Genomic DNA, 24470 nt, shown 5'->3' on the forward strand with positions numbered 1-24470 from the left:
ACATTGGTTTCTACATGCCTCCTGAGATGATTACCCTATGAGCGAAATAAACGTACAGATTGCTACGCGCCCGCATGGATGGGCTGATATTCCGCCGCTGAACCCGGCTCAGAAACAGGCATGCGATTCAGCGGAAAGGGATTCTCTTATCGTTCGTGGCGCGCCGGGGTCGGGGCGCTCGACATGTGCGCTAGAAATCTTCCGCCGTGCAATTGAAAAAGGTGAAGATGCCGTCATCATTGTTCCTGACCGCGTCCGCGCGCAGATTATGACCCCTCGGGCTCAGTTTTTTGCTCCCAAAACTCTTCGACCTGTTCGTACCCTGTCAGCTTTCGCATATCGGATTGTGAATCAGTGGCGCGTTGAACGTCAAGAACCCCTGGGTGGCATTGAGCTTGTCACCGGCGCAATGCAAGATCAGCTGATCCAAGATCTACTGGAATCAGCTGACATTGAATGGCCGGACTCAATCTCGCAGGAAATGCGCGGAATGTCTGCTTTCCGCGATGAACTCAGGGACTTGTTTTCGCGCGCGGGTGAGGCCGGAATGGACGGTATCGCGCTCAGCCACGCCGGTCATGACTTTGATAAACCCCAGTGGATTGCAGCCGGTGAACTGCTCCGACGCTACCTTGAACAACCTCAATTCGCTCTTGAATATCAGGGCACACTGGCGGTCGACATTTCCCGTATTCAAGCCCTGGCAGCGGATGTTCTTGGACAGTGGCAGGACAAAGCTGCTTCTCTGGGGATCACGGGCGAACGGCCACTTCCTGACCTCGTCATCGTTGACGACTTGCAGGACTGTACGGCATCCACGATCACTCTGCTCGCCCAACTGCATCAGCTGGGTACTCGTATTGTTGCTTTTGCTGACTCAGATGTTGCCGTCGCTACGTACCGTGGTGGTGAGCCCCATTTGGACGGTCGCCTTGAAAGGAAGCTCCATCTGAATTCTCATGAGCTGGGTGACGTGTACACAACCGCGCCCGTGTTGCGTGAACGCTACAAGATGATCGCCCAGGGCATTGCGCATTCGGACGACAATCCTCGGCGTCAATGTGGGGTTGCTCCGCAGGCTCAGAAGCTCGACGGCAAGGTAATCACCCACGTTGGTGGCTCATACGCGCAACTTGGCGCACACGTGTCGCACGCCCTGCGTGCCCACTTCTTGCACGACAAGATTGCTTGGGACGATCAGGTCGTCATCGTCAGATCAGAGGCCCTCGCTGAAGAAACTCGTCGCTATTTACGTCGCGGTGGAATCCCAGTTGCCTCGCACTCTACTGCCTTCGATTTCCGGAGTATTGCAACAACTCGCATTCTTCTTGAGCTGATGAATTCTCACCCGCAGGCCCGTGGTGATGAATGCGCAGAGGCTCTTATCCATTCGCCACTCATCCAGTGCGATGGGATGAAACTCTATTCGGTTCTTCAACGGGTCAGCGCATGGATGGGTGCAAGCGTCCAGGATGCTCCGCTGGTTACGGCTTCCACGTTGATGAACCAGCCGGACCTTTTAACGAACGAGGACATTGGTTTTGTTCCGCCGGAATTGCAACGCGCGGCGCAGATGTGGGGTATTCCGACGGATCACAAACAGCGTCCACGCCAACTTCTATGGGAGCTGTGGGATGCGGCAAATGTTGGTGACGACTGGAAAGAGCGCGCTCTAGCCAATGATCAGGACTCATCGTGGTACGACGACCAGCTAGACGCTGTTCTCTCCCTGATGCGCGTGGCAGACGTCTGGGAGCAGCGTAACCCTGATGGGAACGCCCGCGATTTCGCAAAAGAACTGCTTGATCAAACTGTTCCCGTCGATACGATCACTCGCGTTGCGCTGCGGCCTGAGGGTGTCCGCGTGATTACTCCAGCACAAGCGATGGGTCGCCATTGGAGCGTAGTCGTCCTGATGGGGTTGCAAGACGGTGTGTGGCCAAATACGCGCCTGCGCACACGCGCGATGCGCGGTGACCTGCTGGCGGATGTTGCTTTAGGTAGGACAGGTGACGGCGCGAATGGGCGTGTTCTTCTTGATGAACCTCAGGTGGCGCGCAGAGCAGTCCTTGATGACGAACGTCGTTTGCTGGCAGCCGCAGTTTCTCGATGTTCAACATATTTGCATCTTGGTGTTGTCGTCGCTGAAGACTATGCGCCTTCAAGCTTTTACGCGATTCTTGTGAATCCTGAAGGCCAAGAGGGCGGTGACATAGCAGTTCCGACTCCGGCACCTGCTCCTTTGAATCTCGAAGGTCAGATCGCTGAACTCCGTCGCGCCGCATCTGCACCCGATGAAAGCGAAGACGAATCGACGGCAGCATCTCTTCTTGCCCTTTTGGCTCGAGAAGGCATTTCCTCAGCGGATCCCGATGAATGGACTGGTGAAGGTCCGCTGACTTCCGAGCAACGCATTGCCTTTCAACGCGTTGTTCTTTCTCCGTCGCGTATCGAAGCGATGATGGATTGTCCTCTTCGCTGGTTCTTCTCGTCTATCGGTGCACAGCCTCGTGCCACGAATGCCCAATCAGTTGGGCAAATCGTCCATGGGCTTGCTGAAGTCTTCCCTCGCGGGAGCGCAGAAGAACTCCAATCCCACCTGCTCCATGAGCTAGAAAGAATCGATATCGATATGCAGACCTGGGGCGGAATTGAGTTTAAAGATGCCGCCCTCGACAAGGTTGAACATCTTGCTGAATACTTCGCGCAATGTCCGCACGACATTGAGATTGCTACCGAACGCTCGATCGAAGTCGACATGGATGGCGTCACGATCCGTGGACGCCTGGATCGCCTTGAGGTTGACCCCGATGGTCGCGTTCAAATTGTTGACTTTAAAACAGGAAAAGTTGCGAGCAAACAAGAAGCAAAAGACCACGCTCAGCTGGCGATCTATCAGATTGCTCTCGGTCAGATGATCGCAAACGGTGCAGACCTAGGGCTTGACCGTCAGGCCAGTGAAGTAAACGGTGCCAAGCTGGTCTTTCTGGCAAAGAAACTGCAAGAGCGCACACAAAGCGTTCTTGACGAAGACGAAAAATGCGCCTGGCATGCCGTTATTCAAAGCGCAGGAGAAATCGCGCGTGGCATTCGCTTGCAGGCGAAACCAGATAATACGAAGTGCTCACGGTGCGTGTTTGCGCGCTCATGTCCTGCACAAGACAGCGGTCGAAGGACGGTGGACTGAACAGTGACACAGCTTGCCTATAGCGCTGAAGAGATCCAGCGACTGATTAACCCCAAAATCCATCCAACCCCAGAGCAAATTAAAGTCATCGAATCACCTCTGCACCCGCTGCTGGTCGTCGCTGGCGCGGGTTCGGGCAAAACGGAAACGATGGCAATGCGCGTTCTCTGGGCGGTTGCCAACGAACCGAACATCACAGCGTCGCGTGTTCTGGGCCTGACTTTCACAAAGAAAGCCGCAGGTGAACTGAAAGATCGTCTCCGTTCACGATTGAAGAAACTCAGCATCGGCATCGGAGTTTTCGAACAGGAAAAGGCCAGCAACGATGATGATTCTTCTGCGAAAACAAAGATGATCGACCCGCACGAAGAACCGACATCAATGACCTACAACGCCTTCGCGGGTCAGATTGTCAGCGAACACGGTTTAAGGATCGGCTTGAATCCTGACGTCATAATGCTCAGCCAAGCTGGCTCGGTTCAGCTGATGACAGACATTATGACGAATTGGCCGAAACGCCTCGATGAGAACATCACGATTTCGTCTGCGGTCAAGGCGGCGTTGAGCCTCAACGGACAGTTGGGGGAGCATGGACTCAGCATCGAACAAGCTCGCGAACAGCTGGGACAATTCGGAGCGGAACTCACCGAAGTCGGCGATTCTAACGAAGACGCACGTAAGGTGCAGGAGCGTAACCAGCTTCGTATCGCCCTACTTGATCCCATTGCCCAGTTCCAACGCCGTAAGCGTGAACTCGGAGTCATGGACTTCTCGGATCAGCTGACCCTGGCCACTCGAATCGTGAAGACCGTGCCCGATGTTGTTGAGCAGATCCGTAAAGAATATGGGCTTGTTCTGCTCGATGAATTCCAGGACACTTCTGTCATCCAGATGGAACTCCTGTCAACGCTCTTCAAAGACCAGGCGGTGACTGCCGTCGGTGACCCGAACCAAGCAATCTATGGCTGGAGAGGTGCTTCGGCATCCTCGCTAGAATCATTCATGGAACGTTTCTGTTCTGAAAAACCCAAGCCGGAACAGACTCTGACACTGTCAACCGCGTGGCGTAACGATCGTCAGATCCTTGTATGCGCCAACGAAGTGGCAAAACCGCTTCGCTCACACTCGCATGCTGCAACGTCTCCGGTCCTCGTCGAATCTACAGTGGCAACTGAAGGCGACGTTGAAATTGCCTACGAAGCTGATCGCGATGCCCAGATTGCGCACGTTGTTGACTATGTGCAACGCCTTCGTGATACCCACCCGCATGGGTGGGAGATCGGCATTCTCTGTCGCAAGAAGAGTCACTTCCTTCCCATTGACCGTGCACTTCGCGAGCATGGCATTCCCACCCAAGTTCTCGGACTCGGTGGACTGCTGGAACAACCGGTTGTTGCTGACCTGCGCGCAGCCCTTGAGATTACGAACTCAGTAGATGCATCTCCTGCCCTGTTGAGGCTCCTTGTTCGTGAAGATATCGGAGCGTCCGACCTGCGTTTGCTGGGGCAGTGGGCACACCGTCTGAACCGTAAGAGCAGAGGAACTCCGTATGAGGGCGTGCTTCTGTCGGCCGTTGATTCTCCTCCGGAAGTGGGCTGGACGTATACGAATCGTCAAGCGGGATTGTCACAATCCGATTCCGTTGCTAAGAGTGTCAACGATGCTCCTCAAGAATCGGATGCGCAGACGGAGGCGCTTGATGGCCCATCGTTCTCTGAACTTGGATATCGTCGCGTTCTTCGCCTCGGAGAGCGCCTGCGAAAACTACGCTCGTTGCGTGGGCATGGGCTGGTTGAACTCGCAGAACGAGCAAGCCAGATCATGGGGATCCTAGATGATGCGATCGCTGACCCGCTGGGTTCAGGTGCTAGAGAATCGCTCGATGCCTTTATCGACCAGATCGCAGGATACGAATCAAGCGTTGATAACCCCACTCTTGCCGGTCTAGTCGAATGGCTGAACGTTGCAGAAAGTGATCCGGCAGGGCTCAAAGGCGTTGACGTTCAACCAGACCCGTCCGCAGTGCAGATCCTGACAGTGCACGGATCCAAAGGCCTGGAATGGGATAGCGTCATTGTCTTCGGAATGTCCGATACGATTTTCCCTTCGCACCGTAGCAAGAGCGTGTATTGGCGGGACGAGCCTCCAGCCCAAACCGGCTGGGTCATGGCTCCCGAAGAACTCCCGCATCCGTTGCGAGGCGACTATGGCGACCTCCCACCTTTCAATATTGATGTTTCTAACGGACGCACCCCATCCGCAGGATTCTCAAAGTGGTTAAAGACCGCTTATGGGCCAGAACTTGGCGCATACTTAGAAAGGGAAGAACGTCGTCTGGCATACGTGGCAATGACACGAGCACGCCACACGCAACTCCTCATCGGCTCGTGGCTAGATGAGAGCAAAACCCTACGAAACCCTTCCCGCTACCTCATGGCATCACGGCACGCGATGATCGAAGACTTCGAACAGATCCTGGCGACAGGGCAAGTCGTGTGGGCAAACGGAAACGTGGATGTCAAAGACGGCAACGAGTTGCAGGAACTTCAAAAACGAATTGACGGTTTAAACGACGTCATTGTCGAAGCTCCAACACCGGAGTCGTTTGCGCAAGGCAGCGAGGAAGAAACCATCCACTTCCCCTTCGAAATTGGCCCATCACGTCAAGCAGTCGCCAAGGGTGCTCAGCGCGTGCGACAAGCTCAAGCAGAGCTGAAAACGGACGCCGACGTCTTCGAACTGCTCGACGCCTTGGGCGAATCCCAGCGCGTTAAAGACGTGACAGCGCTCATCGAGGAACATCGTCTTGCATCAAGTAAAGAAACCATGGTGATCCGCCAGGACCATATTCCGGCAACCTCGGTTTCAAAGATGCTCGAAGACATTGACGCGTTTGCTCTGGATATGCGCAGACCCATGCCCGCTCAACCCAGCGACAGCGCAACGCTTGGAACGATTTTCCACGCATGGGTTGAACGACAACTGCATCTTGCCAGCGCAGACGAACGCGACGAGCCCGTTGCCGGGATCGAGACCCTTGATGATCACGAACGCGCCCGATTGCGACACATGCAGGACAACTTCATCGAGCTTCCCATCGTCCAAACGGGCACACCGATCGCCATCGAAGAAGCATTCAGCGTCAAAGTCGCTGATATTTCAGTCAATGGCAGGATCGACGCTGTCTTCGAAGACAAACACGGTAAAACAATCATCGTCGACTGGAAGACGGGGCGGGCTCCACACAGGAACACGAAGAAGGAAACACTGCGTTACTACGCGACTCAGCTCCGCCTCTACCGGCTGGCTTGGGCGCAACTCACCGGGCTCGCGGAAGAATCAATTACTCCGATGCTTGTCTTCGTGGACGCCAACACAACTGTTTCCCTTGATGATCTGGTGAAACTAGGCGGTGCAGGCCTCGAAAAAAGCCTAGAAGACGAAGTGAAAAGGACCTTGAAGCGCCCCTAGGCGCAATACAGTTCGTGCCCACACGGACACCGCGTGGGCACGAACAAACGCGCCAAATATGTTTTGCCGGAATGTGCTTCAGGTTCTGGCCATTACTCCTGATCCAAGAAGTGCAGGCGTTCAGTCGGAGCCTCGTTCACATCGGTAGAAGCGCGGAAGACGGACGAAGCCGAGCGAGCCGAAGACGTGGAAGCCGAACCGGATTCTGCCTGAGAACCGGACCGTTGCGTATCGTCATCATCTGCGCGGTCATCATCCACGCGTTTATTGGCATCGTCGTAGTCCGCAAGCAATGCTTCAACGTCGTGCCCGTGACGCCCGTGACGCCCAAACCTGGTGAAAAGTGATGCTGGCAAACCAAATCGTGTTGCAAGACTCGCCTTTTCTTCGGGCACGTCCCGATCAAAATCAGCATCGACTTCAGAGTAAGAGTCATCGTCGGCACAACGATCCGGCTCGGCGTAGTCGTCTGAGTCCACATAATCGCCAGAATCTGAAAGATTGGCGCCGACGCGGCCTGCTACGACGTTGAAATCAATGACCTCAGTCTTCTGGTTCGCAAGCTTCGCGCCAGCTAAGGACGACGGGGTGGAAGCTGTTGCCCGGCGCGAAGAAGAAGCAGAAGCGGAGGTAGAAGAGACGGCAGACGACGGCGCGGATACGGAAGCAGACGACGGCGTGGAAGGCGCGGTAGTGTCAGAAGCAGAAGCCTGAGAATCCTGCGTCTGAGCGACATGCTCATGCGGGCGTTCAATGATTTGCGCATCCCCCAGATCTGTTGAAAGCTCACTGAGCATGTGGCGCGCGTCAGAAATGATGCTTCGATCTTCCGCGTGCAAGCCGTGAACCAGCCAGCGCACAATAGCAAGCTCAGACAACAGTTGTGCACGAGTAAATAACTGCAGGTCAGCAACCGTTCGTTCCTGAGAATATGCGGCGCGGAAACGCTCCAAGAAAGCATCCGATGCAGACGCAAGAACCCACGCGATGTCCTGAGCGGGATCGCCGACGTGCGCAGAAGTGAAGCCGGTCATCGCGCGAACAATGCCAGCTTCGACGATGACGGAATTGCCTTGAATATCGCCGTGGATCGGGGCTGCGGGGAAGCGCCACAATGACAGATCCTCAAGGGCTGCTTCCCAACGGTTCCAGAGGTTCGCGGGAATCAGGACCTGAGACGCTACCTCGTCAAGCATCGCCAGATGGCGTTCGCGACATTCAGAGACGGAGTATGCGGGCAGGTTAATGCCGGTGTAAATGACCGGAGGAAGGTTGTGAAGTGCTGCCAGGGCTTTACCGAGCGATGCGGGAAGAAGGTTCGGATTGTCGAAGTCGTCGTCGCTCATCGGGTGCCCGCCAAGATCTTGGTGGACGATGACACGATCACCTTCAGGGGTCAGGGTTGTGCCGTGGATTCGCGGGACGTCGAAGGGGATTTTCTTCGCGTCTTTTGCTTTCGCCAGCCGGCTGAGGACGCCTGACTGAGCGTCTAAATCGAGTCCGCCGACGCTGGAGTGCGGGCAGGTGACGGTCCATTTATTGCCGGCTGAATCGATGATGCCGGTGACGGAAAGGACCTCGTCGGCAAATTGCGGTTCGCGCAGACCCGCAACGGAAAGACCGGGGACGGCGGCGGTCGCTAGGGCAGCAAGTTCAAGCGGAGTTTTCGGGCGCATCACACTTCAACGGTACATGGGTGTGTGCCTGAAGCGATGGTGCGGCTTGCGCTTCGTCAGGTTTTCTTGGGCGATGAGGCCGGCCTCGCCGATGATTTGGCTGAATGCCGTAGTAAGTGGCCGGTTCGGGAAGAGGTTCAAAGTATGTGATCTTTCTTGAAGGGCCAATATGTGGAAAGGGATGGTCAAGTATGTGTAATGCGTGCCCATAATTAGGGCATGAGCACACTTGATATGAATCGTTTGTCCGACACTCTTCGACCTGTTTACGAGGCCGTTGTTGCCCGCGACCCGGGTCAGCCCGAATTCCACCAGGCCGTTTACGAGGTCCTGCTGACGATTGCTCCGCTTGCCGAACGCAAGCCTGAATACGCTGACCTTGAGATCTTCAAGCGCGTTGTCGAACCGGAACGCCAGATCATGTTCCGTGTCCCCTGGATGGACGACAACGGCAAGATCCGGGTGAACCGTGGCTACCGCGTTGAGTTCAACTCCGCGATCGGCCCGTACAAGGGTGGTCTGCGCTTCCACCCGTCCGTCAACCTGTCGATCATTAAGTTCCTTGGCTTCGAACAGATCTTCAAGAACTCCCTGACCGGCCTGCCGATTGGTGGTGGCAAGGGTGGCTCCGACTTCGACCCGAAGGGCAAGTCCGATGCTGAGGTCATGCGTTTCTGCCAGTCCTTCATGACTGAGCTCTACCGCCACATCGGTCCCGACACCGACGTTCCCGCAGGTGACATCGGTGTCGGTGGTCGCGAGATTGGCTACCTCTTCGGCCAGTACAAACGCATCACCAACCGTTACGATGCGGGTGTCCTGACGGGCAAGGGCCTGAACTGGGGCGGTTCCTTCGCGCGTACCGAAGCAACCGGCTACGGCTTGGTCTACTTTGCCGAGGAAATGCTGAGGTCGAAGGGTACCTCGTTCGATGGTAAGAAGGTCGTCGTTTCCGGTTCCGGTAACGTCGCCATCTACGCGACTGAAAAGGCTCAGCAGCTGGGCGCGACCGTCATCGCCGTCTCGGACTCCTCCGGCTATGTGGTGGATGAGGCTGGCATCGATGTTGCACTTTTGAAGGACATCAAGGAAGCTCGACGAGGTCGCGTTTCCGACTACGCCAGCGAGCGTTCTTCAGCGCGATTTGTTTCGGGCGGCTCCATCTGGGATCTGCCGTGTGACGTCGCTCTGCCGTGTGCAACTCAGAACGAACTCCGCGTTGAGGCCGCGAACACCCTGATTAAGAACGGTGTTCAGCTGGTCGCCGAGGGTGCAAACATGCCGACCACTCCGGAAGCGATTGAAGCCCTGCAGTCCGCGGGTGTTGCCTACGCTCCCGGCAAAGCCTCGAACGCCGGTGGTGTTGCCACCTCCGCTCTGGAAATGCAGCAGAACTCGGGTCGTACGCAGTGGGCGTTCGAGGAAACCGACGCGAAGCTCCACCAGATCATGGTGAACATCCACGCGAATTCGGTTGCAACTGCCGAAGAATACGGTGTGGCCGGAGACTATGTTGCTGGCGCAAACCTTGCGGGCTTCCTGAAGGTTGCTGACTCGATGGTTGATTTTGGTCTGATCTGATCAGCCGGATTCTGAGCATCTGAACGCTTCAACTCCTGCCCGGTAGCCGTGTGTAGGTTGAACCTCATACCGCTACTGGGCAGTGGTGTATCTACCAGATGCTCTGAATCGACTAGGGTAGTGGCGTGGCTACAGAATTTTCAGAAGAGATCCAGAACCTGCGTACGACTATGGAGAACGTCCTCGCGGTCGTCCAACTTGATAAGCTCCGTAGCCAAATCGAAGACCTCGAAAAGCAGGCAACGGCCCCTGATCTGTGGGATGACCCGTCGCACGCCCAGGAAGTGACCTCGGCCCTCAGTCATCGTCAAAGCGAACTTGATCGCGTGACCAAGATGGTGGATCGCATCGATGATCTTGAAGCCATGGTTGAAATGGCGGGCGAAGATCCTGAAGAATCCGCAGAGATCCTGGAAGAAGCCGACGGGGATCTTGCCACGTTGAAGGCCGATATCTCCGACCTTGAAATTCGTACCCTACTTGATGGCGAGTACGACGAGCGCAATGCTGTCATTACGATCCGCTCCGGCGCAGGTGGTGTTGATGCCGCTGACTTCGCAGAGATTCTTCTTCGTATGTACCTGCGTTGGGCAGAACGCCACGGTTACCCGACCAAGGTGATGGATACGTCTTACGCCGAAGAAGCTGGCTTAAAGTCGGCAACCTTCGAAGTCCAGGCTCCTTACGCCTACGGCACTCTCTCGGTTGAAGCAGGCACTCACCGTCTGGTCCGAATCAGCCCCTTCGACAATCAGGGACGTCGCCAGACCTCCTTCGCGGCAGTTGAAGTTATCCCGCTGATCGAATCCACCGACCATATTGAAATTCCGGAAAACGAACTGAAGATCGACGTCTTCCGCTCGTCCGGCCCCGGTGGTCAGTCCGTGAACACGACCGATTCCGCTGTTCGTATGACGCACATTCCAACCGGCATTGTCGTGTCGATGCAGGATGAAAAGTCGCAGATTCAGAACCGAGCGGCCGCTCTTCGAGTTCTCCAATCCCGACTTCTTGTCCTTCGCCATGAAGAAGAACAGGCGAAGAAGAAGGAACTCGCCGGTGATGTGAAAGCATCGTGGGGTGACCAGATGCGTTCCTACGTTCTCCAGCCCTACACGATGGTGAAAGACCTTCGTACCCAGTTCGAATCTGGTAGCCCGCAGAACGTTTTCGATGGTGACATTGACGGCTTCATTAACGCGGGCATCCGCTGGCGCAAGAACCAAGCGAACGAACAGGCAGAGGGCTGACCTAATCCGACCCCGGTTCAGGGAAAAGAATCGAATGCTGGTCGGCCTCGTCGATCACGGTTGGCATACTGCACTGAAGCGTAAACTCGTGGCGCGACGAAGCAGGGGGCTAGAAAACGCTGAAAGTATCGCCCTCGTCACCTTTTTAACAGGTGGTGAGGACGGAACTGAATCCGGCGCGTGTCGCTTCAGCCCGCGTTAGAAAACCTTGCCTAGTCTGATTGAGACCATAACCTTCAATTGGACGGCCTAATGATTCGATTTGATGACGTAACCATGGTGTACACCGCAGGTGCGAAGCCGGCGCTCGACCATGTGTCTTTGGAAGTTGAACGAGGAGAATTCGTATTCCTCGTCGGTAAGTCCGGCTCGGGCAAATCCACCTTCCTTCAGCTTGTGATGCGCGAAATTAAAGCAACCTCCGGTCACGTGTGGGTCCTTGGCAAAGAGGTCTCCAAGCTCCGTAACTGGGCGGTGCCCGGACTTCGCCGTCAAGTCGGAACCGTCTTCCAGGACTTCCGCCTGCTCCCATCAAAGACCGTGTATGAAAACGTCGCGCTCGCAATGCAGGTGATCGGCAAGCCGAAGCACGCCATTAAGACCGCCGTCCCAGAAGCACTGGCGTTGGTCGATCTGGCAGGTAAGGAAAACCGCCTGCCCCACGAACTCTCCGGTGGTGAAGAACAACGCGTCGCAATCGCACGCGCAATGGTGAACCGCCCCGAACTGCTACTGGCGGATGAGCCCACCGGTAACCTCGACCCCGATACCTCGCTTGGCATCATGCGTCTTCTGGACCGCATTAACCGCCAGGGAACCACGGTTGTCATGGCAACCCACGACGCCGACATCGTGAACCAGATGCGCAAGCGCGTCATCGAACTACATGGCGGTCACGTCATCCGAGACCAGTCGCGTGGCGTCTACGGGGCGGTGAACTAACCATGAAGCTTCGTTTTATTCTCTCTGAAGTCGGTAAAGGGCTGGCACGCAACCGTGCAATGTCCGTCGCCGTCATCATCGTCACCTACGTTTCCCTACTATTCGTCGGTGTTGCTGGCCTATCGCAGATGCAGGTCATGCAGATGAAATCGCAGTGGTACGACAAGATTGAGGTCTCGATCTACATGTGCGCTACCGACGACGCAACGCCGTCCTGTAACGCAACGGAAGCGACCGAGGCTCAGATCAGCGCCGTTCGTGACAAGCTCAATTCCACGGAAATGTCGCAGTACGTGAAGAACGTATTCGAAGAATCCAAGGAAGAAGCGTACGAAAACTACTTGAAGCTCTACGGTGATTCCACGATCAGCGAATGGACAACGGTAGACATGATGCCCGTTTCCTTCCGCGTGAAGCTCGTTGACCCCGAGCAGTATTCGATCATCAAGGAAGAATTCTCCGGTGCTGCCGGTGTTTCCCAGGTGAAAGACCAGCGCGAAATCATCGAGCCACTGTTCAACGTCATTGACGCTGCGCGCCTGATGGCCCTTGGCCTGGGTGGCGTCATGATTATTGCCGCCATCCTGCTGATTTCGACCACGATCCGCCTATCGGCAATGAGTCGCGAGACGGAAACACAAATTATGCGTTACGTCGGCGCCTCGAACCTGTTCATTCAAGCGCCTTTCATGATCGAAGGCGCGCTTGCCGCAATTGCCGGCGCAATCCTGGCAGTGGGAACACTGTTCGCTGGCGTTCACTTCCTTGTCCAAGGCTGGTTGGCTCCGTCATTCAGCTGGACCAGCTTTATCGGCGCCACCCAAGTGTGGATTATGACGCCGATCCTTATCCTCGCAGCGGTTGCGTTGGCGCTGATCGCGTCCGCAGTTTCCTTGGCGAAATACACGAAGGTCTGATTATGAAGAAGTCGATTCGTCTTCACGTTCCTGTTGCAGTTGCCTGGAGCGCATCGATTGGTGCGCTGTGCATGTACAGCTTCATTCCTGCGAATGCTGACGAGCGAGATGACGCTGTTAGCCAACGGGATGCCGCGGCTCAGCAGGTCTCTCATCTTAAGACTGAGATTGACGGTATTGATGCGACACTCTCGCAGCTCTTCTACGACCTTGAAGCAGCAAACGCGCAGATTCCTGCTGCTCAGAAAGCGCTGGATGCCACTCAGGCGAAGCGCGATGCTGCGAATCGTGAACACGAAGTCGCAATGGGACAGCTTCAGGTCGCTCAAGCGAAGAAAGCTGAGATCGACGAAGAGATCCACGCTTCCTCGTCACGCCAAGAGGAAGCCAACAAGGCGATCGGTAACTTGGCTCGCTCCATGTACCAGGACGGCACTAGTTCTGCAGTCCTGCTTGCCCTGACGAAGAATGGAACCGAGTCAATTGACGATCGAGCATCGGCAGCTGACGCCATGGCGCGTTCTCAAGCCCAAGCGCTCAACGTTGCGATGGAAATGAAAGCGACCCAACGTAGCCAAGCAAGTCGCCAGCAAGCAATCTCTGACCGCGTGGCAGCACTTGAAGCTCAAGCTCAGAAGGCTCTTGATGACGCTGCAGCGGCAGAAGCTGAAGCCCAAGCGAGTGTCGACGCCCTAGAGAAAGCCAAAGCTGACGCCCAAGTGAAGCAAGCGGAATGGGACGCTAAGAAGTCCGAAGTGAACCAACAGCTGGCTCAAGCGCAGGCTGACTATGATGCTCAGACCGCGAAGATCCAAGAGATCGATGCGGCTAACAGGGCTGCAAACACGATCTACTCGTCGGCGAATGCGAACGGTTTCCACAACCCGGTTCAAGACAGCTCGATGATTATTACGTCGCCCTTCGGCTGGCGTATGCACCCCGTGCTCGGCTACCAGAAGTTCCACTCGGGCGTTGACTTCGGTGCGCAGTGTGGTGAGCCTATCTACGCGATGACATCCGGCGTTGTTCTGGATGTTTCAAGCAGTATCTCTGCCGGCAACTACGTGGACGTGAACCACGGAATGCTCGGCGGTAACTCTGTGATCACCGAATACCTGCACATGCAACGCATCTATGTTTCACCCGGACAGTCGGTGAGTGCCGGAACAGTGCTCGGTGAGGTCGGTATGACCGGCTATGCCACCGGTTGCCACCTGCACTTCGGTGTTCTGCAGAACGGCGTGAACGTTGACCCGATGGGCTACTTGTAAGCCAATGTGGCTCGCTGATTTGATGATTGGCTGAGTCGGAAGGCGGGGACAGGCTCAGCTTGTCCCCGCCTTCCATTGATACTGGCATTTTACGAGGATTGAGCAAGACCCTTGCTCGCGGACGCGTTAGAATTAACGCCTTGAGTGGCGGGGCGTGGCCTCGTCAATCAAAGAAAGGAGGTGCACGATGCCGAAAGACTGGAAAAAGCCGAAGCTGACCGAAGGCGAGAAGCGCAAAGCTGCATCGGACGCGAAGAAGACGATCGCGCGGAACAAGAAAGCGCGCCACGACTATCTGATCGAAGACACGTGGGAAGCTGGTCTTGTCCTGTCGGGTACCGAAGTGAAAGCTCTGCGGATGGGGCGCGCGTCGCTGATCGACTCGTGGGTCGAGGTCAAAGACGGCGAAGCATGGCTGTACGGCGCGAACATTCCGATGTACGCGCAGGGCTCGTGGAACAATCACGCGCCAACGCGGAAGCGCAAGCTGCTACTGCACGCCTCAGAAATCGAGCGGATCGGCCAGAAGGTGCAGGCCAAGGGCTACACGGTCGTCCCGCTGGAGCTCTACTTCATCGGCGGTCGCGCCAAGGTTGAGATCGCGCTGGCCAAAGGCAAGCAGGAATGGGACAAGCGCCAGTCGTTGCGCGAGGCACAGGATAAGCGTGAAGCTGAACGTGCAATGCGCGCCTACACGAAGCGACCGAACTACAAGTAGTGGGTGCCCGCTTCGCGCGTGTCGCGCTTTCTACTGAAACCTTGCGTTTGCTGGCATTGCGCTAGCTGTTGAAACTTCGCGTAAGCGGGGTTATTCTTAAACGTCCAGCCGAACGGTTGGAAACGGTTCTTCGATGAGTCTTAGAACTTCGTTGAAGAGCCAACCCGGCAGTCTGTTTGCCGGTGAGTGAAGAACTCAATAGGGGATGATCGGTTTCGACGGCGGTCGTCGATCGAGGGGAAGCGGGCCGAGAATGTGCGCTCAACTCGTTAACGCTGCGTGCAAACCAATAGGTGCCGAACAGAACCGCACCGACTACGTTCTCGCCGCCTGATATCGCCGCGTGAACCTTTAGTCCGTCAGCCCAGGTGGTGCCCTCAGCCTGGTGTCTGGCGTCATTCAGGGGGCCACTGGGTGCGCGCTATGTCGGTGGGCGTGCTCCGACACTTCATCGACTGAGCTTCGCTGACAGCAGGCCTGCATGACGTCACAAGCTGAGAAATCAATAGCAGGATGCGCCCGGAGAAGACCTCGGGGCCGGCCGTCGGACGGGGGTTCGATTCCCCCCATCTCCACTGTGTAGCCCCGGAACTGTTGAAGTTCCGGGGTTTTCCTTTATATTCCGCCGTTTCCCTTGCAATGCTTATGGTAGTTAAGGGTAGTTAATGGTAGTTTAGGGTAGGTGTTTCGGGACGGGGACGGGACGGATTTCCGGGTGGAGATGTGGAAATCAAGAACCCGCCGAGTCTGCTTGAAAATTGGAAGGGCAAGTAACAATGTCGAAGAAATCTGCCGTGCGTATGTCGCCCGGAATCAGTGTGACCGTTGAGGGAACCTATCGAGTTCGCCTAACTGTCGAGGGGAGGCGGGTTTCGATCGGGACTTTTGAAGCGCTCGCGGACGCCGAAGCGGCGCGCGTGATCGCGTTAGGAGAAATCGCTAGGGGCGTGTTCGTTTCCCCCTCAGAGTTGAGGGCTGAGCAGAAGCGGAAAATGTTGGACGCGCGCGCTCGCGGTCAGGCGGAATTGGCGCAATCGGTGACGGTCGAGGCGTGGGCGAAGCGGTGGCTGAAAGACCTTGAAGCCTCAGGTGCGGCTGAATCGACGATACGGACGTATGAGTCTCGGTTGCGCGCTCATGTGTATCCGTCGATTGGGGGTGTCGCGTTGTCTGCTCTTCGTCAAGAGCAGGTTGATGCGTTGCTGGGCACGCTGGCATCTGATGGGCTTCGTGCGAGCGTTGGGCAGACTTTACGAGCTTTATATTTGGCGGCCGCGCGTTCAGGTTCTGCGGGTGTGGTCGTTCCAACGCTTCAGTTCAATGTTCCGAAGATGAAGGTCTCAACCTCGATTGATGCGTCGAAGGTGGCAACGCCTGAGCAGGTGCAGGCGGTGTGCGAGCAGTTGCCTCCCGAGTTGGCTCTCGCCCCACTGTTGGCCGCGATGTGCGCACTCCGCTTGGGTGAAGTTCTGGGACTACAGGTCGGCGATATTGATGGATTGGATTCAGGGGATATGGTGTTGCGGATTCGTCGCCAGTGGAATTCGAAGATGAAGCCACCGCAGTATGCTCCGCCGAAGGCAGGATCAGTCGGCGAAGTCGCAGTCCCGTCGTTCGTGGCTAAACAGGTGCGCGATCATGTGAAAACGTATTGCGGGCAAAGCCTCGAATCGCCGGTTTTTCCCTCTCCTCAATCTTCGAGTATCCCGCGAAGCCAGACGAACTTTGATAAAGCGTGGCGGAAAGCGCGCGAAAACGTCACTGGCCTGGAATCCTTCAGGTTCCATGATCTGCGCCATACGGGCCTAACCTTGTACGCCCAACAGGGCGCAACCCCGGCTGAAATCCTCGCACGCGGTCGGCACCGCTCTATAGAAATTGCTCAACGCTACCAGCACGCAACAATCGAACGCGATAAAGCCAACGCGGAAAAGATGGGCGAAGCATTTCTTGCTGAAAGCTGAACCGCAAAAACGCCAGCCCCTAATTCCACCCCAAAGCGCTCGCGGGTGTTTATCCCATTTGCTCCCGCCGACAGTTTTGCTCTAGCTATCATCGACATGGTTCTAGTTTTTCGATGATGAAAGTGGTGCAAGCGCTATGCGTCCTTTCGTGGCAATTGATTTCGAAACAGCGAACGAGCAGAGGTGTTCTGCCTGCTCGGTCGGATTGGTGAAATATGACGAGGCCGGTCAGGTTAGCGATCGGTTCCATTCGCTGATTCGCCCTCACCCCGAGGTGGACTACTTCAGCCCAGTCAACACGTGGATTCACGGGCTAACCGAGGACGATGTTGCCGACGCGCCTCAATGGTCGGAAATTCTTGATGAGATTCGCGCATTCATCGGCGATCTCCCAATCGTCGCTCACTACATGCCCTTCGACGCGGGAGTGCTCCGTGGACTCGCAGAAATTTACGACCACGAGCCTCTCCCGAACCGTAAACTCTGCACCTACCGCATTGCCCGCGCAATCCTCCCAGAAAACAAGCCAAAACGGAAGAAACTCGACAACGTTTACCGCTTCTATTTTCCGGGCGAATCCTTCGAACATCACCAGGCAACCGCAGACGCTGAAGCCTGCGGACGAATCTTCGCTCGAATGTGCCAAGACTACACATTCGAACAACTCGAGGAACTCTGCCCCATCTCCCACCGCGACCGCCCCGGCTCGCTCGTAGGCTCACGCTCCGAACAAGTCCAAACAGAAGAACTCATCCGACTATACGGGGCAAACCCGACCGCCCTCGAAAACGAGTGCGTAGTTTTCACCGGAACCTTAAAACACGCCCAACGCAAAGCCGCTCAAGCCCTCGTTGAAGCCTGCGGTGGCACCCCAGACGAACGCCTAACCAAACGAACAACAATCCTCGTCGTCGGGATACCAGACCCTCGACTCTGGGCCGAAGGTGCATCCGCCTCAAAGAAACTACAAAAAGCAACCCGCTTCAAAGAAGCAGGATCACCAATCGAAGTAATGAGCGAAGAAGACTTTTTCCAACGCCTCATCGAACACGACTAAGCGCTCGCGGGTGTTGTTTGTTGGAGTGAAAAAGGAGGGTAGTTGTGGGGCTTTTTCGTAGGTTGTTTTCGTCTACTCCCAAGGTTGAGGAGTCTTTGCCGTCGTTGTTTGTAGATCCGAGCGAGGTTGTTGAGGCGAAGGTGCCTCGTCGTAGGGGCAGGGATAAGCCTGTGTGGGAGCCGCAGACTGTTCCAAGCAAAGCGCCTGTGGTGTCTTCGGAGGTTCGGGCTGAGATTGCCCGGCAGATGCGCTGGGAGCCTGTAAACGGAGAGTCTTCGGTGGATTTGATTACGGCGTTTAATTCTCGCTATTGGGAGCCTCCTTTCGCTGAGGGGGTTAACGCGTCTGGGAATCAGTTTGCTCGATTCTTTAATGCTGATTCGCAGATGGGTGATCCCAAGCAAGGGCCGCTTGTTTTAGATCGGCGATTGTATGTTCCGCTGAATGCAAAGCCTGTTGGTCGTGAGCTGGTCGCATGTCATAAAGTCGATCTGCTTGGCGAGCAGGATTGCCAGAATTTTCTTCAAAGCGTGGGGTGCGGGTTTTTCTGGCTTGAAGCGGAAATGGGTCCAATCCCAAAGGGGAAGCACCGGGGGAAAACGACGGTCCAGTTCAGGCTCAATGGTGTGTTCGTGGGCTGGTTAAGTTTGCTTCAAACAAAGCGCCACGCGAAGCATGTGCAGCCTCGCCCGGCGGTCTGTATTGGTCGCGTTGTACCGGGGCCGAATAAATTAGAGGTTGAGGTGCTACTTCCTGAATTTGAAGGAATGCGCAGAACGTATGTTCAACAAACGAGGTAGCGCATTATTAAACGAGTGATCAATGGCAGCGCGCTTCGTGATCCTGCCATGAAGTGATGATGCCGGGAGTGACATCAAGGGCGTTCGCGAGGTCGAGGGGGTTCGATCCGTTCGCGGTTTCCGCTTCGGCGAACGCCTGAGCTGTGATGATGAGCCGGGCGGCCAATTCGTTAACGTGTGCTTCGACTTCGGGGGACTGTGGGCCGTCGTCGTTGCGTTGAGCGTGGACGAGTTCATGGGCGAGCGCGCTAATGCGCTGTGCGTTGCTTAGGTTCCTGCGTAGGTAAATGCGGTTATTCGTCGCTTCGTATTTTCCGCGCAGGGTTCCGGGTAGATCGGCGAAGTGAACTGTAACTCCATACATGTGAGCGATCGAAAGTAGCGCTGCTTCACGTTTATCGCTTGGCTGGATCGTCCTAATGCTGCGTGAATCGGAAAGGGGGCGTAAGCGAGGTTTAGTCCCTGCGGGTCTTGCGGGCTTCGAGTTCTGCTGTTTCAGCTTCGGGGGAAATGCCCGTGTCTAAAGCCGCGTAGGGAAGACTCTTCTCGCTGTCGGTTAAGTCTCCAGCATCTTCGCCGTAGCCCGGTACTTGAAGTGGCAAATTGAGCAATTGGAAATCATTAGACCCCGCAGGTATCGCGTCAACATCTCCCATCCTCTTCCATACTTCGAGCGCGATCTCTGCGTCTGTGGCTTCTTCAAGAGAGCTTTTAGCGTGGCGAAAACGAATGTCATCATCATTGATTAATCCAAGAATGACGAGCGCGTCAATAACGTCTTGCTTGTAAGCGCGAGCAATAGCCACAACGGTCTCAGGAGTCAATGACCTGCTATTGAGTTGACGCGAAACTGTTGACTGAAACAACCCCGAATCTTTTGCGATTCGAGTAATTGACCGACCTTCAGTGACTTCTGCAAACCATTCGATGATGTTCATGCACCTATCATATCGCAAATAATGCGACACGCTTTACTAGTTGATGCAGTGTGCTTGACAAAGGATGAAAACTCGCTACTCTTAAAGCAAGACGCATTAGAAAATGGTGCGATACGCATTGAAAGGAGATGAAAATGAAAAAGGCAATCCCGGCCGCACTCCTCACCGAAGAATTTAAACAACGCGTTGAGGACACAGGCATGACGGACGCGGCTGTCGCAGCAGCAATCGGAGTAACAAAGCAATACTTCAGTGCTGTAAAAAACGGCAAAGAAGCCCCATCAATCAAATTCCTCGCAGGAGCTGTCATTGCCGGCCTCGGACAAAACTTCGGCGACATCGCACGCCCGAATCCATACGCATTCAGTCAAGCGCTCGCGGATTCCAAAGGGGCCGCGTGATGAATGGGGTCGGAGAAGAACTCGTTGACGGGGTTCTGTTCGTGAATCAGAAGCGAGCGGCAGAGCTGTGTGGGGTCGAGCGTCATACGGTCGCCGGTTGGATTCGTCGGGGTTATTTGCCTGCGAAGAGGATCGGCGGCAGATCGATCAAGATCAAGGTTTCCGACCTTGAAGGTATGGGTAAAAGGATTCCGCATTGGAGGAGTGCATGAATACGCCGGATACAAAGATGCCCTTTGCAAGTGGAGCTGCAAAGGGCGAAGAACTCGAACATTTGGAAGGACAAGTTCTCATGAACCATCGTAGCAGTCGCCACGGTTGGGTGCGCAGGCGCATTTCTATGATTTGCGCTCCGTATGTGTATCGGGGGCGAAAACTGCAACCGCAGACGTTGCCGGGAGTCAATGTGCGCGTTTCTGGTCGGTTGTTTCAGCGAATCGCTAAAGAACTATCGGGGGTTGAGTGATGGAAAAGGTGAAGCCGTCTGCCTCGCGGTTCCGCGAGGTCGTGAATGTGGTTGAGCGGTTCGCGAATATCGCTCTCGATGTTGAAGCTGTTCCCTTAGAGATTGATATTACGCATTGGGAAGACTTTTCGTGTTGTCTGATGGATTTTGAGTCGGATGACCAGAAGGTTAAGGCCCTCGACGCGATGGTCGGTGTTGGTGCGCGTCTGGAAATTGACGATGAGTTAAAGATATTTTTCCGTGTTCCCTTGTCTGGGATGAAGGGGCTATTTTTCATCTTCCTTTTTGACGAGAGCGACGCGGTTGAAATCTTTAAGAAGGTGACTGGTCGTGAGTGAATCGGTCGAGCAGTCAATGAAAACACTTGAAGAGGCCGCGCTCCTCGCTGGTTTGAAAGTGTGTGTAGATTCGGATAATCGGTGTGCGTTCATTCGTCAGGTCGAGGTTCATTTCGAAGACCTGAAAATATGGAAACACATCCCTGGCAGCGTTACGGCATTGTTGAACGTATTGCTCGATATCGGTTGGCATATCGAGTTCTTCGGCGAAATCGCTCCTGAATCGACATTGCAAGCTGATGTGGGGCCTGCTGATGGGAGCATCGTCTTTGGCTTCGACTGCAAGGGTAGCGAGGTTATCAATCATCTGAACTACGCCGGGCCAGTCGCATGAGCGCGTACACGATTGGGAGCCTGTTCTCCGGGTATGGGGGACTCGATCTGGGTGTTCAGATGGCTTTGGGGTCGTGCGGGCTCGCGTGGGTGAGCGATATTGAGCCGGGCCCGAAAGCAATTCTGAAGCATCATCATCCCAATGTTGAAAACCTTGGTGATGTTACGCAGGTCGATTGGGCTCAAGTTGAGCCGGTCGATGTGATCGCTGGCGGGTCTCCGTGCCAAGACCTCAGCGTCGCCGGAGTTCGTGCGGGCATGAAACCAGGAACCCGCTCGGGGTTGTGGGAGTCAATGTTTAACGCGGTGAAAACTATCCGGCCTCACTTGGTTGTGTGGGAAAACGTTTTAGGAGCACTCAGTGCCAACGCTTTTAGCCTCATGGAACAAAGAGAGGGACATCTGGGAAACGGGGCAGGTAGACCTGTTCTCAGAGCTCTCGGACGTGTTCTCGGAGACTTGGCCTCAATCGGGTATGACGCACAATGGGCAAGCCTTCGAGCTTCAGACGTCGGTGCCTGCCATCGTCGCGCCCGCGTGTTCGTAGTCGGTTTCCCGCAGGGGGATCGGTGGTGGCTTGATCGGGCGTTGAACCACGCCTGTCATCCGGCGGTTGTGGGAGAAGCGGAAGGGGAGAATTTTCTTCCTACTCCGACGGCGACCTTTTCGTGGAATACGCCCGAGAACCATATGTGCAAGCGTCCGGGGCGTACTACGGTCAGCGATCTTCGGATACTGGTCGAAAACGGCTTATTGGAAACCGGTGGTCGGGTGGAAGAACGGAAAATGTTCGCCACCCCGGCGGCGAATCTTGGGAGCCGCGGGTCACGTCACCCCGAAAAGCAGAAGCAGGGCAATCATGCGATCGGGCTTGATGATCAGTGTGAGCATCTTCTACCTACTCCGACGACGCAAGATGCTGATGCGCCGTGTGCTTCCCAGCTTCGCCGTAATTCAGTGCCGTTAAATACTTTGCTCCCCCATCTTCTTCCAACTCCGACGTGTTCACGCATGGATGGGCGAAAAAGCGTTCAGTTCAGCGAGGGGCGGACAACATTCTATGACGTGGTCGAGTATGAGAAGTTCGGCGAATTCAAAGACGCGATCCGCGTGCAAGAGCAAGCGTTCGGGATGTCTGCGCCTGATCCGACCGTGATCGGCAATACCGGCAGGGCTTTGCTCAATCCCGCGTTTGTCGAGTGGATGATGGGGCTGCCACCCGGGCATGTGACGAGTTCAGAAATCGGGATATCGCGTCAGCTCCAACTGAAAGCCCTGGGCAACGGGGTCGTCCCGCAACAGGCGGCGACCGCAATCCGGATCATGGCAGAAAACCAGCAATTGTTCGAATACGAAAACTTAGGGAGCGTGGCGTGATGACTACCGTGCATGTGTGTACGCAGAAGGAGTTGGACAAGGCTCTAGCCGAACCTAAGTGTCATGAGGTCGTTATTCGTTCGCCTAGGGGCGTGTGGCTGAAGATCACTGATTCGCGCGGTAAGAATGTTGAGGTATTGGGCGACGCGGTGGTCGATGTATCGGGGAATGTGACGGTCAGGGCATTTGAAAATGCGACGGTCAGCGCGGGCGACAACTCGACAGTCGTGGCATATGACAACTCGACAATCAGTGCATATGACCACGCGACGGTCAGCGCGGACGACAACTCGACAGTCATGGCACGGGACCGCGCGTCTGTCAACGCATATGGTAGTGCGACAGTCAAGGCCGGGACATGCGTCCCAGTTCATGTCTACTCCAAGACCGCCACCTGCCAAGGCGGGGTCATTATCGACATGACCGCAATTGACGCCAATGACCCTGAAACGTGGTGTGCCATGCACCTTGTCGAGGTTGATGAAGACGGGCAGGCCCACCTTTACAAAGCCCTCGACGCCGATCTAAACGCCGGGCACGACTACCGGCTTACCCATTACCCGATCGGACACGTCGTTGACGACACCGCGAACTGGGTGGACGACAACAGGTGTGGAGGTGGGTTGCATGTGTCGCCGACACCGTGGCTGGCTAAAACCTACTACAAGGAAGCGTCTCGGTTTGTTGAGGTGTGTTGCCCTGTAGAAGAGTTGCGCCCTATTGACAGTTCGAAGGCGAAGGCTCCACGTTTGCGGGTACTGCGCGAGGTCACGGTCGACGGCTCCCCGGTTGGGGGTGGCACGCGGTGAGTTGGCAAGAGAGTATTGCGACCCTTTTCGCTGTCGTCGCTTTGTTTTTCGCATTCGCGATCCGGTTCATGGCTGAAAACCAGCAATTGTTCGAATACGAAAACTTAGGGGGTGTGGCGTGATGAAGATTTATATTTCGGGCCCGATGTCTGGTCATGTAGATAAAAACCGTTCTGCGTTTAACGCCGCCGAGCGCCTCCTACGGCGTGGGGGGTATCGTCCCCTCAACCCAGTACGCAACGGTGTTGATGAAGCAGCCCCGTATTTGGACCATATGCGAGCAGACCTTCGAATGCTCCTCGAAGCTGACGCTATCGCCGTTTTGCCGGACTGGGAGCGCTCCAACGGAGCACGCATCGAAGTCGGTCTTGCCCAAAGCCTCAATATGAATGTCCGACCGCTGCCGGATTTCGTTTTTGATACGCCAGAAGAGTCTGATGTGTTTTCCGCTGTTTGTGATCGGTTCAGTGTTCCAAGGTCGAAAGTGAAGACGGTGTGCGAAGTTAGTCAGGCTGTTGGTGCACTGGTGGCGATGTTTGGCGCGCTTGCGATGAAGGCACCGGATAACCCGGTCGGCTGGGCGTGGAACATTTGTCTGCCCCTGATTTTCGGGGGTCTTGCCTTGACATGTGCGGGGCATGCTTTCGGGCGTCGTTTAGAGGAGGCGCGATGAAGGCGTATCGGATGACGTTCCCTTATCTCGATGAGGGCGTGAATTTCTGTCATGTCCAGCTCGAAACTCAGGCGGTTTTCTTCGAGACGATCATCGAAGAAGGTCTGCAGGCCGTATCGATACCTAGGACTCGCATGGATGCGCAGAACAGGCAGATCAGCATTGAAGCGAATGTTATGCCTTTGCCGGAAAAGCGAACGCAAGCCCCGTCAGTTTCTTCGGTTGAACGGTGCCCTAATTGCGGGGTTCAAATCAAACATGTCGATCCTGCTGATGTGATCTGACGAAGAAGGAAAAATGG

General features: G+C 55.5%; 23 protein-coding genes and 1 other RNA gene. 21 read left to right on the forward strand and 3 right to left on the reverse strand.

Annotated features, from left to right (window positions below; genetic code table 11):
* Positions 1-37 precede the first annotated feature (37 nt).
* Positions 38-3187, forward strand: coding sequence for a PD-(D/E)XK nuclease family protein (locus PG731_RS01195; protein WP_270771585.1), 3150 nt, complete (start codon positions 38-40; stop codon positions 3185-3187).
* 3 nt (positions 3188-3190) lie between these two features.
* Complete coding sequence (locus PG731_RS01200; protein WP_270771587.1) at positions 3191-6658, forward strand: ATP-dependent helicase; 3468 nt, start codon at positions 3191-3193, stop codon at positions 6656-6658.
* Positions 6659-6750: 92 nt separating this feature from the next.
* Here the strand turns inward: PG731_RS01200 and PG731_RS09150 are convergent, their stop codons facing one another.
* Positions 6751-8334 carry a phosphotransferase gene (locus PG731_RS09150; RefSeq protein WP_333558937.1) on the reverse strand — a complete coding sequence of 528 codons (1584 nt, stop codon included), beginning with the start codon at positions 8332-8334 and terminating at the stop codon, positions 6751-6753.
* 219 nt (positions 8335-8553) lie between these two features.
* On the opposite strand from PG731_RS09150, the gene gdhA reads away from it, so the two are divergent.
* The 10 genes from gdhA (at position 8554) to PG731_RS01255 (ending at position 18834) form a co-directional block, all read left to right on the forward strand.
* The gene (gene gdhA, locus PG731_RS01210) at positions 8554-9915 is read left to right on the forward strand and encodes an NADP-specific glutamate dehydrogenase (RefSeq protein WP_270771588.1); all 1362 of its coding nucleotides are present in this window, start codon (positions 8554-8556) and stop codon (positions 9913-9915) included.
* Between the two features lie 125 nt (positions 9916-10040).
* The gene (gene prfB, locus PG731_RS01215; RefSeq protein ID WP_270771589.1) at positions 10041-11165 is read left to right on the forward strand and encodes a peptide chain release factor 2; all 1125 of its coding nucleotides are present in this window, start codon (positions 10041-10043) and stop codon (positions 11163-11165) included.
* Positions 11166-11417: 252 nt separating this feature from the next.
* Entirely contained in the window at positions 11418-12107 is a 690-nt protein-coding gene (ftsE, locus tag PG731_RS01220) for a cell division ATP-binding protein FtsE (RefSeq protein WP_195225739.1), read from the forward strand.
* A gap of 2 nt (positions 12108-12109) precedes the next feature.
* Positions 12110-13024, forward strand: coding sequence for a permease-like cell division protein FtsX (ftsX, locus tag PG731_RS01225; RefSeq protein WP_270771591.1), 915 nt, complete (start codon positions 12110-12112; stop codon positions 13022-13024).
* A 2-nt stretch (positions 13025-13026) separates the two neighbouring features.
* Positions 13027-14295: a peptidoglycan DD-metalloendopeptidase family protein gene (locus PG731_RS01230; RefSeq protein WP_101627958.1), complete on the forward strand. Its 1269-nt coding sequence runs from the start codon at positions 13027-13029 to the stop codon at positions 14293-14295.
* Positions 14296-14482: 187 nt separating this feature from the next.
* Entirely contained in the window at positions 14483-15013 is a 531-nt protein-coding gene (gene smpB / locus PG731_RS01235) for an SsrA-binding protein SmpB (protein ID WP_006680933.1), read from the forward strand.
* 201 nt (positions 15014-15214) lie between these two features.
* Positions 15215-15591, forward strand: a transfer-messenger RNA (tmRNA) gene (ssrA, locus tag PG731_RS01240).
* Positions 15592-15789: 198 nt separating this feature from the next.
* On the forward strand, positions 15790-16977 hold the full coding sequence (locus tag PG731_RS01245) for a site-specific integrase (protein ID WP_270771594.1): 1188 nt from the start codon (positions 15790-15792) through the stop codon (positions 16975-16977).
* A 148-nt stretch (positions 16978-17125) separates the two neighbouring features.
* Positions 17126-18034 carry an exonuclease domain-containing protein gene (locus PG731_RS01250; RefSeq protein ID WP_270771596.1) on the forward strand — a complete coding sequence of 303 codons (909 nt, stop codon included), beginning with the start codon at positions 17126-17128 and terminating at the stop codon, positions 18032-18034.
* 44 nt (positions 18035-18078) lie between these two features.
* The gene (locus PG731_RS01255; RefSeq protein ID WP_270771597.1) at positions 18079-18834 is read left to right on the forward strand and encodes a hypothetical protein; all 756 of its coding nucleotides are present in this window, start codon (positions 18079-18081) and stop codon (positions 18832-18834) included.
* A 19-nt stretch (positions 18835-18853) separates the two neighbouring features.
* Here PG731_RS01255 and PG731_RS01260 read toward each other — a convergent pair whose 3' ends face one another.
* The gene (locus tag PG731_RS01260; RefSeq protein ID WP_333558938.1) at positions 18854-19333 is read right to left on the reverse strand and encodes a DUF6782 family putative metallopeptidase; all 480 of its coding nucleotides are present in this window, start codon (positions 19331-19333) and stop codon (positions 18854-18856) included.
* Positions 19290-19772 carry a hypothetical protein gene (locus tag PG731_RS01265; protein WP_270771600.1) on the reverse strand — a complete coding sequence of 161 codons (483 nt, stop codon included), beginning with the start codon at positions 19770-19772 and terminating at the stop codon, positions 19290-19292. Before PG731_RS01265 ends, PG731_RS01260 begins: the two co-directional genes overlap by 44 nt.
* A 134-nt stretch (positions 19773-19906) precedes the next feature.
* On the opposite strand from PG731_RS01265, the gene PG731_RS01270 reads away from it, so the two are divergent.
* The 9 genes from PG731_RS01270 to PG731_RS01310 all read left to right on the forward strand — a co-directional run bounded on the left by PG731_RS01270 (position 19907) and on the right by PG731_RS01310 (position 24453).
* On the forward strand, positions 19907-20173 hold the full coding sequence (locus tag PG731_RS01270) for a helix-turn-helix domain-containing protein (protein WP_195225731.1): 267 nt from the start codon (positions 19907-19909) through the stop codon (positions 20171-20173).
* Positions 20173-20385 carry a helix-turn-helix domain-containing protein gene (locus PG731_RS01275; protein WP_270771603.1) on the forward strand — a complete coding sequence of 71 codons (213 nt, stop codon included), beginning with the start codon at positions 20173-20175 and terminating at the stop codon, positions 20383-20385. The genes PG731_RS01270 and PG731_RS01275 overlap by 1 nt, the downstream gene beginning before the upstream one ends.
* Positions 20382-20639 (forward strand): hypothetical protein, encoded by a 258-nt coding sequence (locus tag PG731_RS01280; protein WP_270771605.1) that lies wholly within the window; start codon positions 20382-20384, stop codon positions 20637-20639. Before PG731_RS01275 ends, PG731_RS01280 begins: the two co-directional genes overlap by 4 nt.
* A complete protein-coding gene (locus PG731_RS01285) occupies positions 20639-20977 on the forward strand; it encodes a hypothetical protein (RefSeq protein ID WP_270771607.1) in 339 nt (112 codons plus the stop codon). The genes PG731_RS01280 and PG731_RS01285 overlap by 1 nt, the downstream gene beginning before the upstream one ends.
* Positions 20970-21311, forward strand: coding sequence for a hypothetical protein (locus PG731_RS01290; protein ID WP_270771608.1), 342 nt, complete (start codon positions 20970-20972; stop codon positions 21309-21311). The genes PG731_RS01285 and PG731_RS01290 overlap by 8 nt, the downstream gene beginning before the upstream one ends.
* Positions 21308-22687 carry a DNA cytosine methyltransferase gene (locus PG731_RS01295; RefSeq protein WP_270771609.1) on the forward strand — a complete coding sequence of 460 codons (1380 nt, stop codon included), beginning with the start codon at positions 21308-21310 and terminating at the stop codon, positions 22685-22687. The genes PG731_RS01290 and PG731_RS01295 overlap by 4 nt, the downstream gene beginning before the upstream one ends.
* A complete protein-coding gene (locus PG731_RS01300; protein WP_270771612.1) occupies positions 22687-23496 on the forward strand; it encodes a DUF7666 domain-containing protein in 810 nt (269 codons plus the stop codon). The genes PG731_RS01295 and PG731_RS01300 overlap by 1 nt, the downstream gene beginning before the upstream one ends.
* A 121-nt stretch (positions 23497-23617) precedes the next feature.
* A complete protein-coding gene (locus tag PG731_RS01305) occupies positions 23618-24169 on the forward strand; it encodes a DUF4406 domain-containing protein (RefSeq protein WP_270771674.1) in 552 nt (183 codons plus the stop codon).
* 11 nt (positions 24170-24180) lie between these two features.
* Complete coding sequence (locus PG731_RS01310; RefSeq protein WP_270771614.1) at positions 24181-24453, forward strand: hypothetical protein; 273 nt, start codon at positions 24181-24183, stop codon at positions 24451-24453.
* Positions 24454-24470: the final 17 nt, after the last annotated feature.

This window comes from Pauljensenia sp. OF14-1SRA (assembly GCF_027694595.1).
In the GTDB taxonomy this organism is placed as follows: domain Bacteria; phylum Actinomycetota; class Actinomycetes; order Actinomycetales; family Actinomycetaceae; genus Pauljensenia; species Pauljensenia turicensis_B.

Coding starts and splice junctions, on each gene's coding strand:
- PG731_RS01195 (WP_270771585.1), top strand. CDS start 38: ATGAGCGAAATAAACGTACAGATTGCTACGCGCCCGCATGGATGGGCT.
- PG731_RS09150 (WP_333558937.1), bottom strand. CDS start 8,334: ATGCGCCCGAAAACTCCGCTTGAACTTGCTGCCCTAGCGACCGCCGCC.
- gdhA (WP_270771588.1), top strand. CDS start 8,554: ATGAGCACACTTGATATGAATCGTTTGTCCGACACTCTTCGACCTGTT.
- ftsE (WP_195225739.1), top strand. CDS start 11,418: ATGATTCGATTTGATGACGTAACCATGGTGTACACCGCAGGTGCGAAG.
- ftsX (WP_270771591.1), top strand. CDS start 12,110: ATGAAGCTTCGTTTTATTCTCTCTGAAGTCGGTAAAGGGCTGGCACGC.
- PG731_RS01230 (WP_101627958.1), top strand. CDS start 13,027: ATGAAGAAGTCGATTCGTCTTCACGTTCCTGTTGCAGTTGCCTGGAGC.
- smpB (WP_006680933.1), top strand. CDS start 14,483: ATGCCGAAAGACTGGAAAAAGCCGAAGCTGACCGAAGGCGAGAAGCGC.
- PG731_RS01245 (WP_270771594.1), top strand. CDS start 15,790: ATGTCGAAGAAATCTGCCGTGCGTATGTCGCCCGGAATCAGTGTGACC.
- PG731_RS01265 (WP_270771600.1), bottom strand. CDS start 19,772: ATGAACATCATCGAATGGTTTGCAGAAGTCACTGAAGGTCGGTCAATT.
- PG731_RS01270 (WP_195225731.1), top strand. CDS start 19,907: ATGAAAAAGGCAATCCCGGCCGCACTCCTCACCGAAGAATTTAAACAA.
- PG731_RS01275 (WP_270771603.1), top strand. CDS start 20,173: ATGAATGGGGTCGGAGAAGAACTCGTTGACGGGGTTCTGTTCGTGAAT.
- PG731_RS01280 (WP_270771605.1), top strand. CDS start 20,382: ATGAATACGCCGGATACAAAGATGCCCTTTGCAAGTGGAGCTGCAAAG.
- PG731_RS01285 (WP_270771607.1), top strand. CDS start 20,639: ATGGAAAAGGTGAAGCCGTCTGCCTCGCGGTTCCGCGAGGTCGTGAAT.
- PG731_RS01295 (WP_270771609.1), top strand. CDS start 21,308: ATGAGCGCGTACACGATTGGGAGCCTGTTCTCCGGGTATGGGGGACTC.
- PG731_RS01300 (WP_270771612.1), top strand. CDS start 22,687: ATGACTACCGTGCATGTGTGTACGCAGAAGGAGTTGGACAAGGCTCTA.
- PG731_RS01305 (WP_270771674.1), top strand. CDS start 23,618: ATGAAGATTTATATTTCGGGCCCGATGTCTGGTCATGTAGATAAAAAC.
- PG731_RS01310 (WP_270771614.1), top strand. CDS start 24,181: ATGACGTTCCCTTATCTCGATGAGGGCGTGAATTTCTGTCATGTCCAG.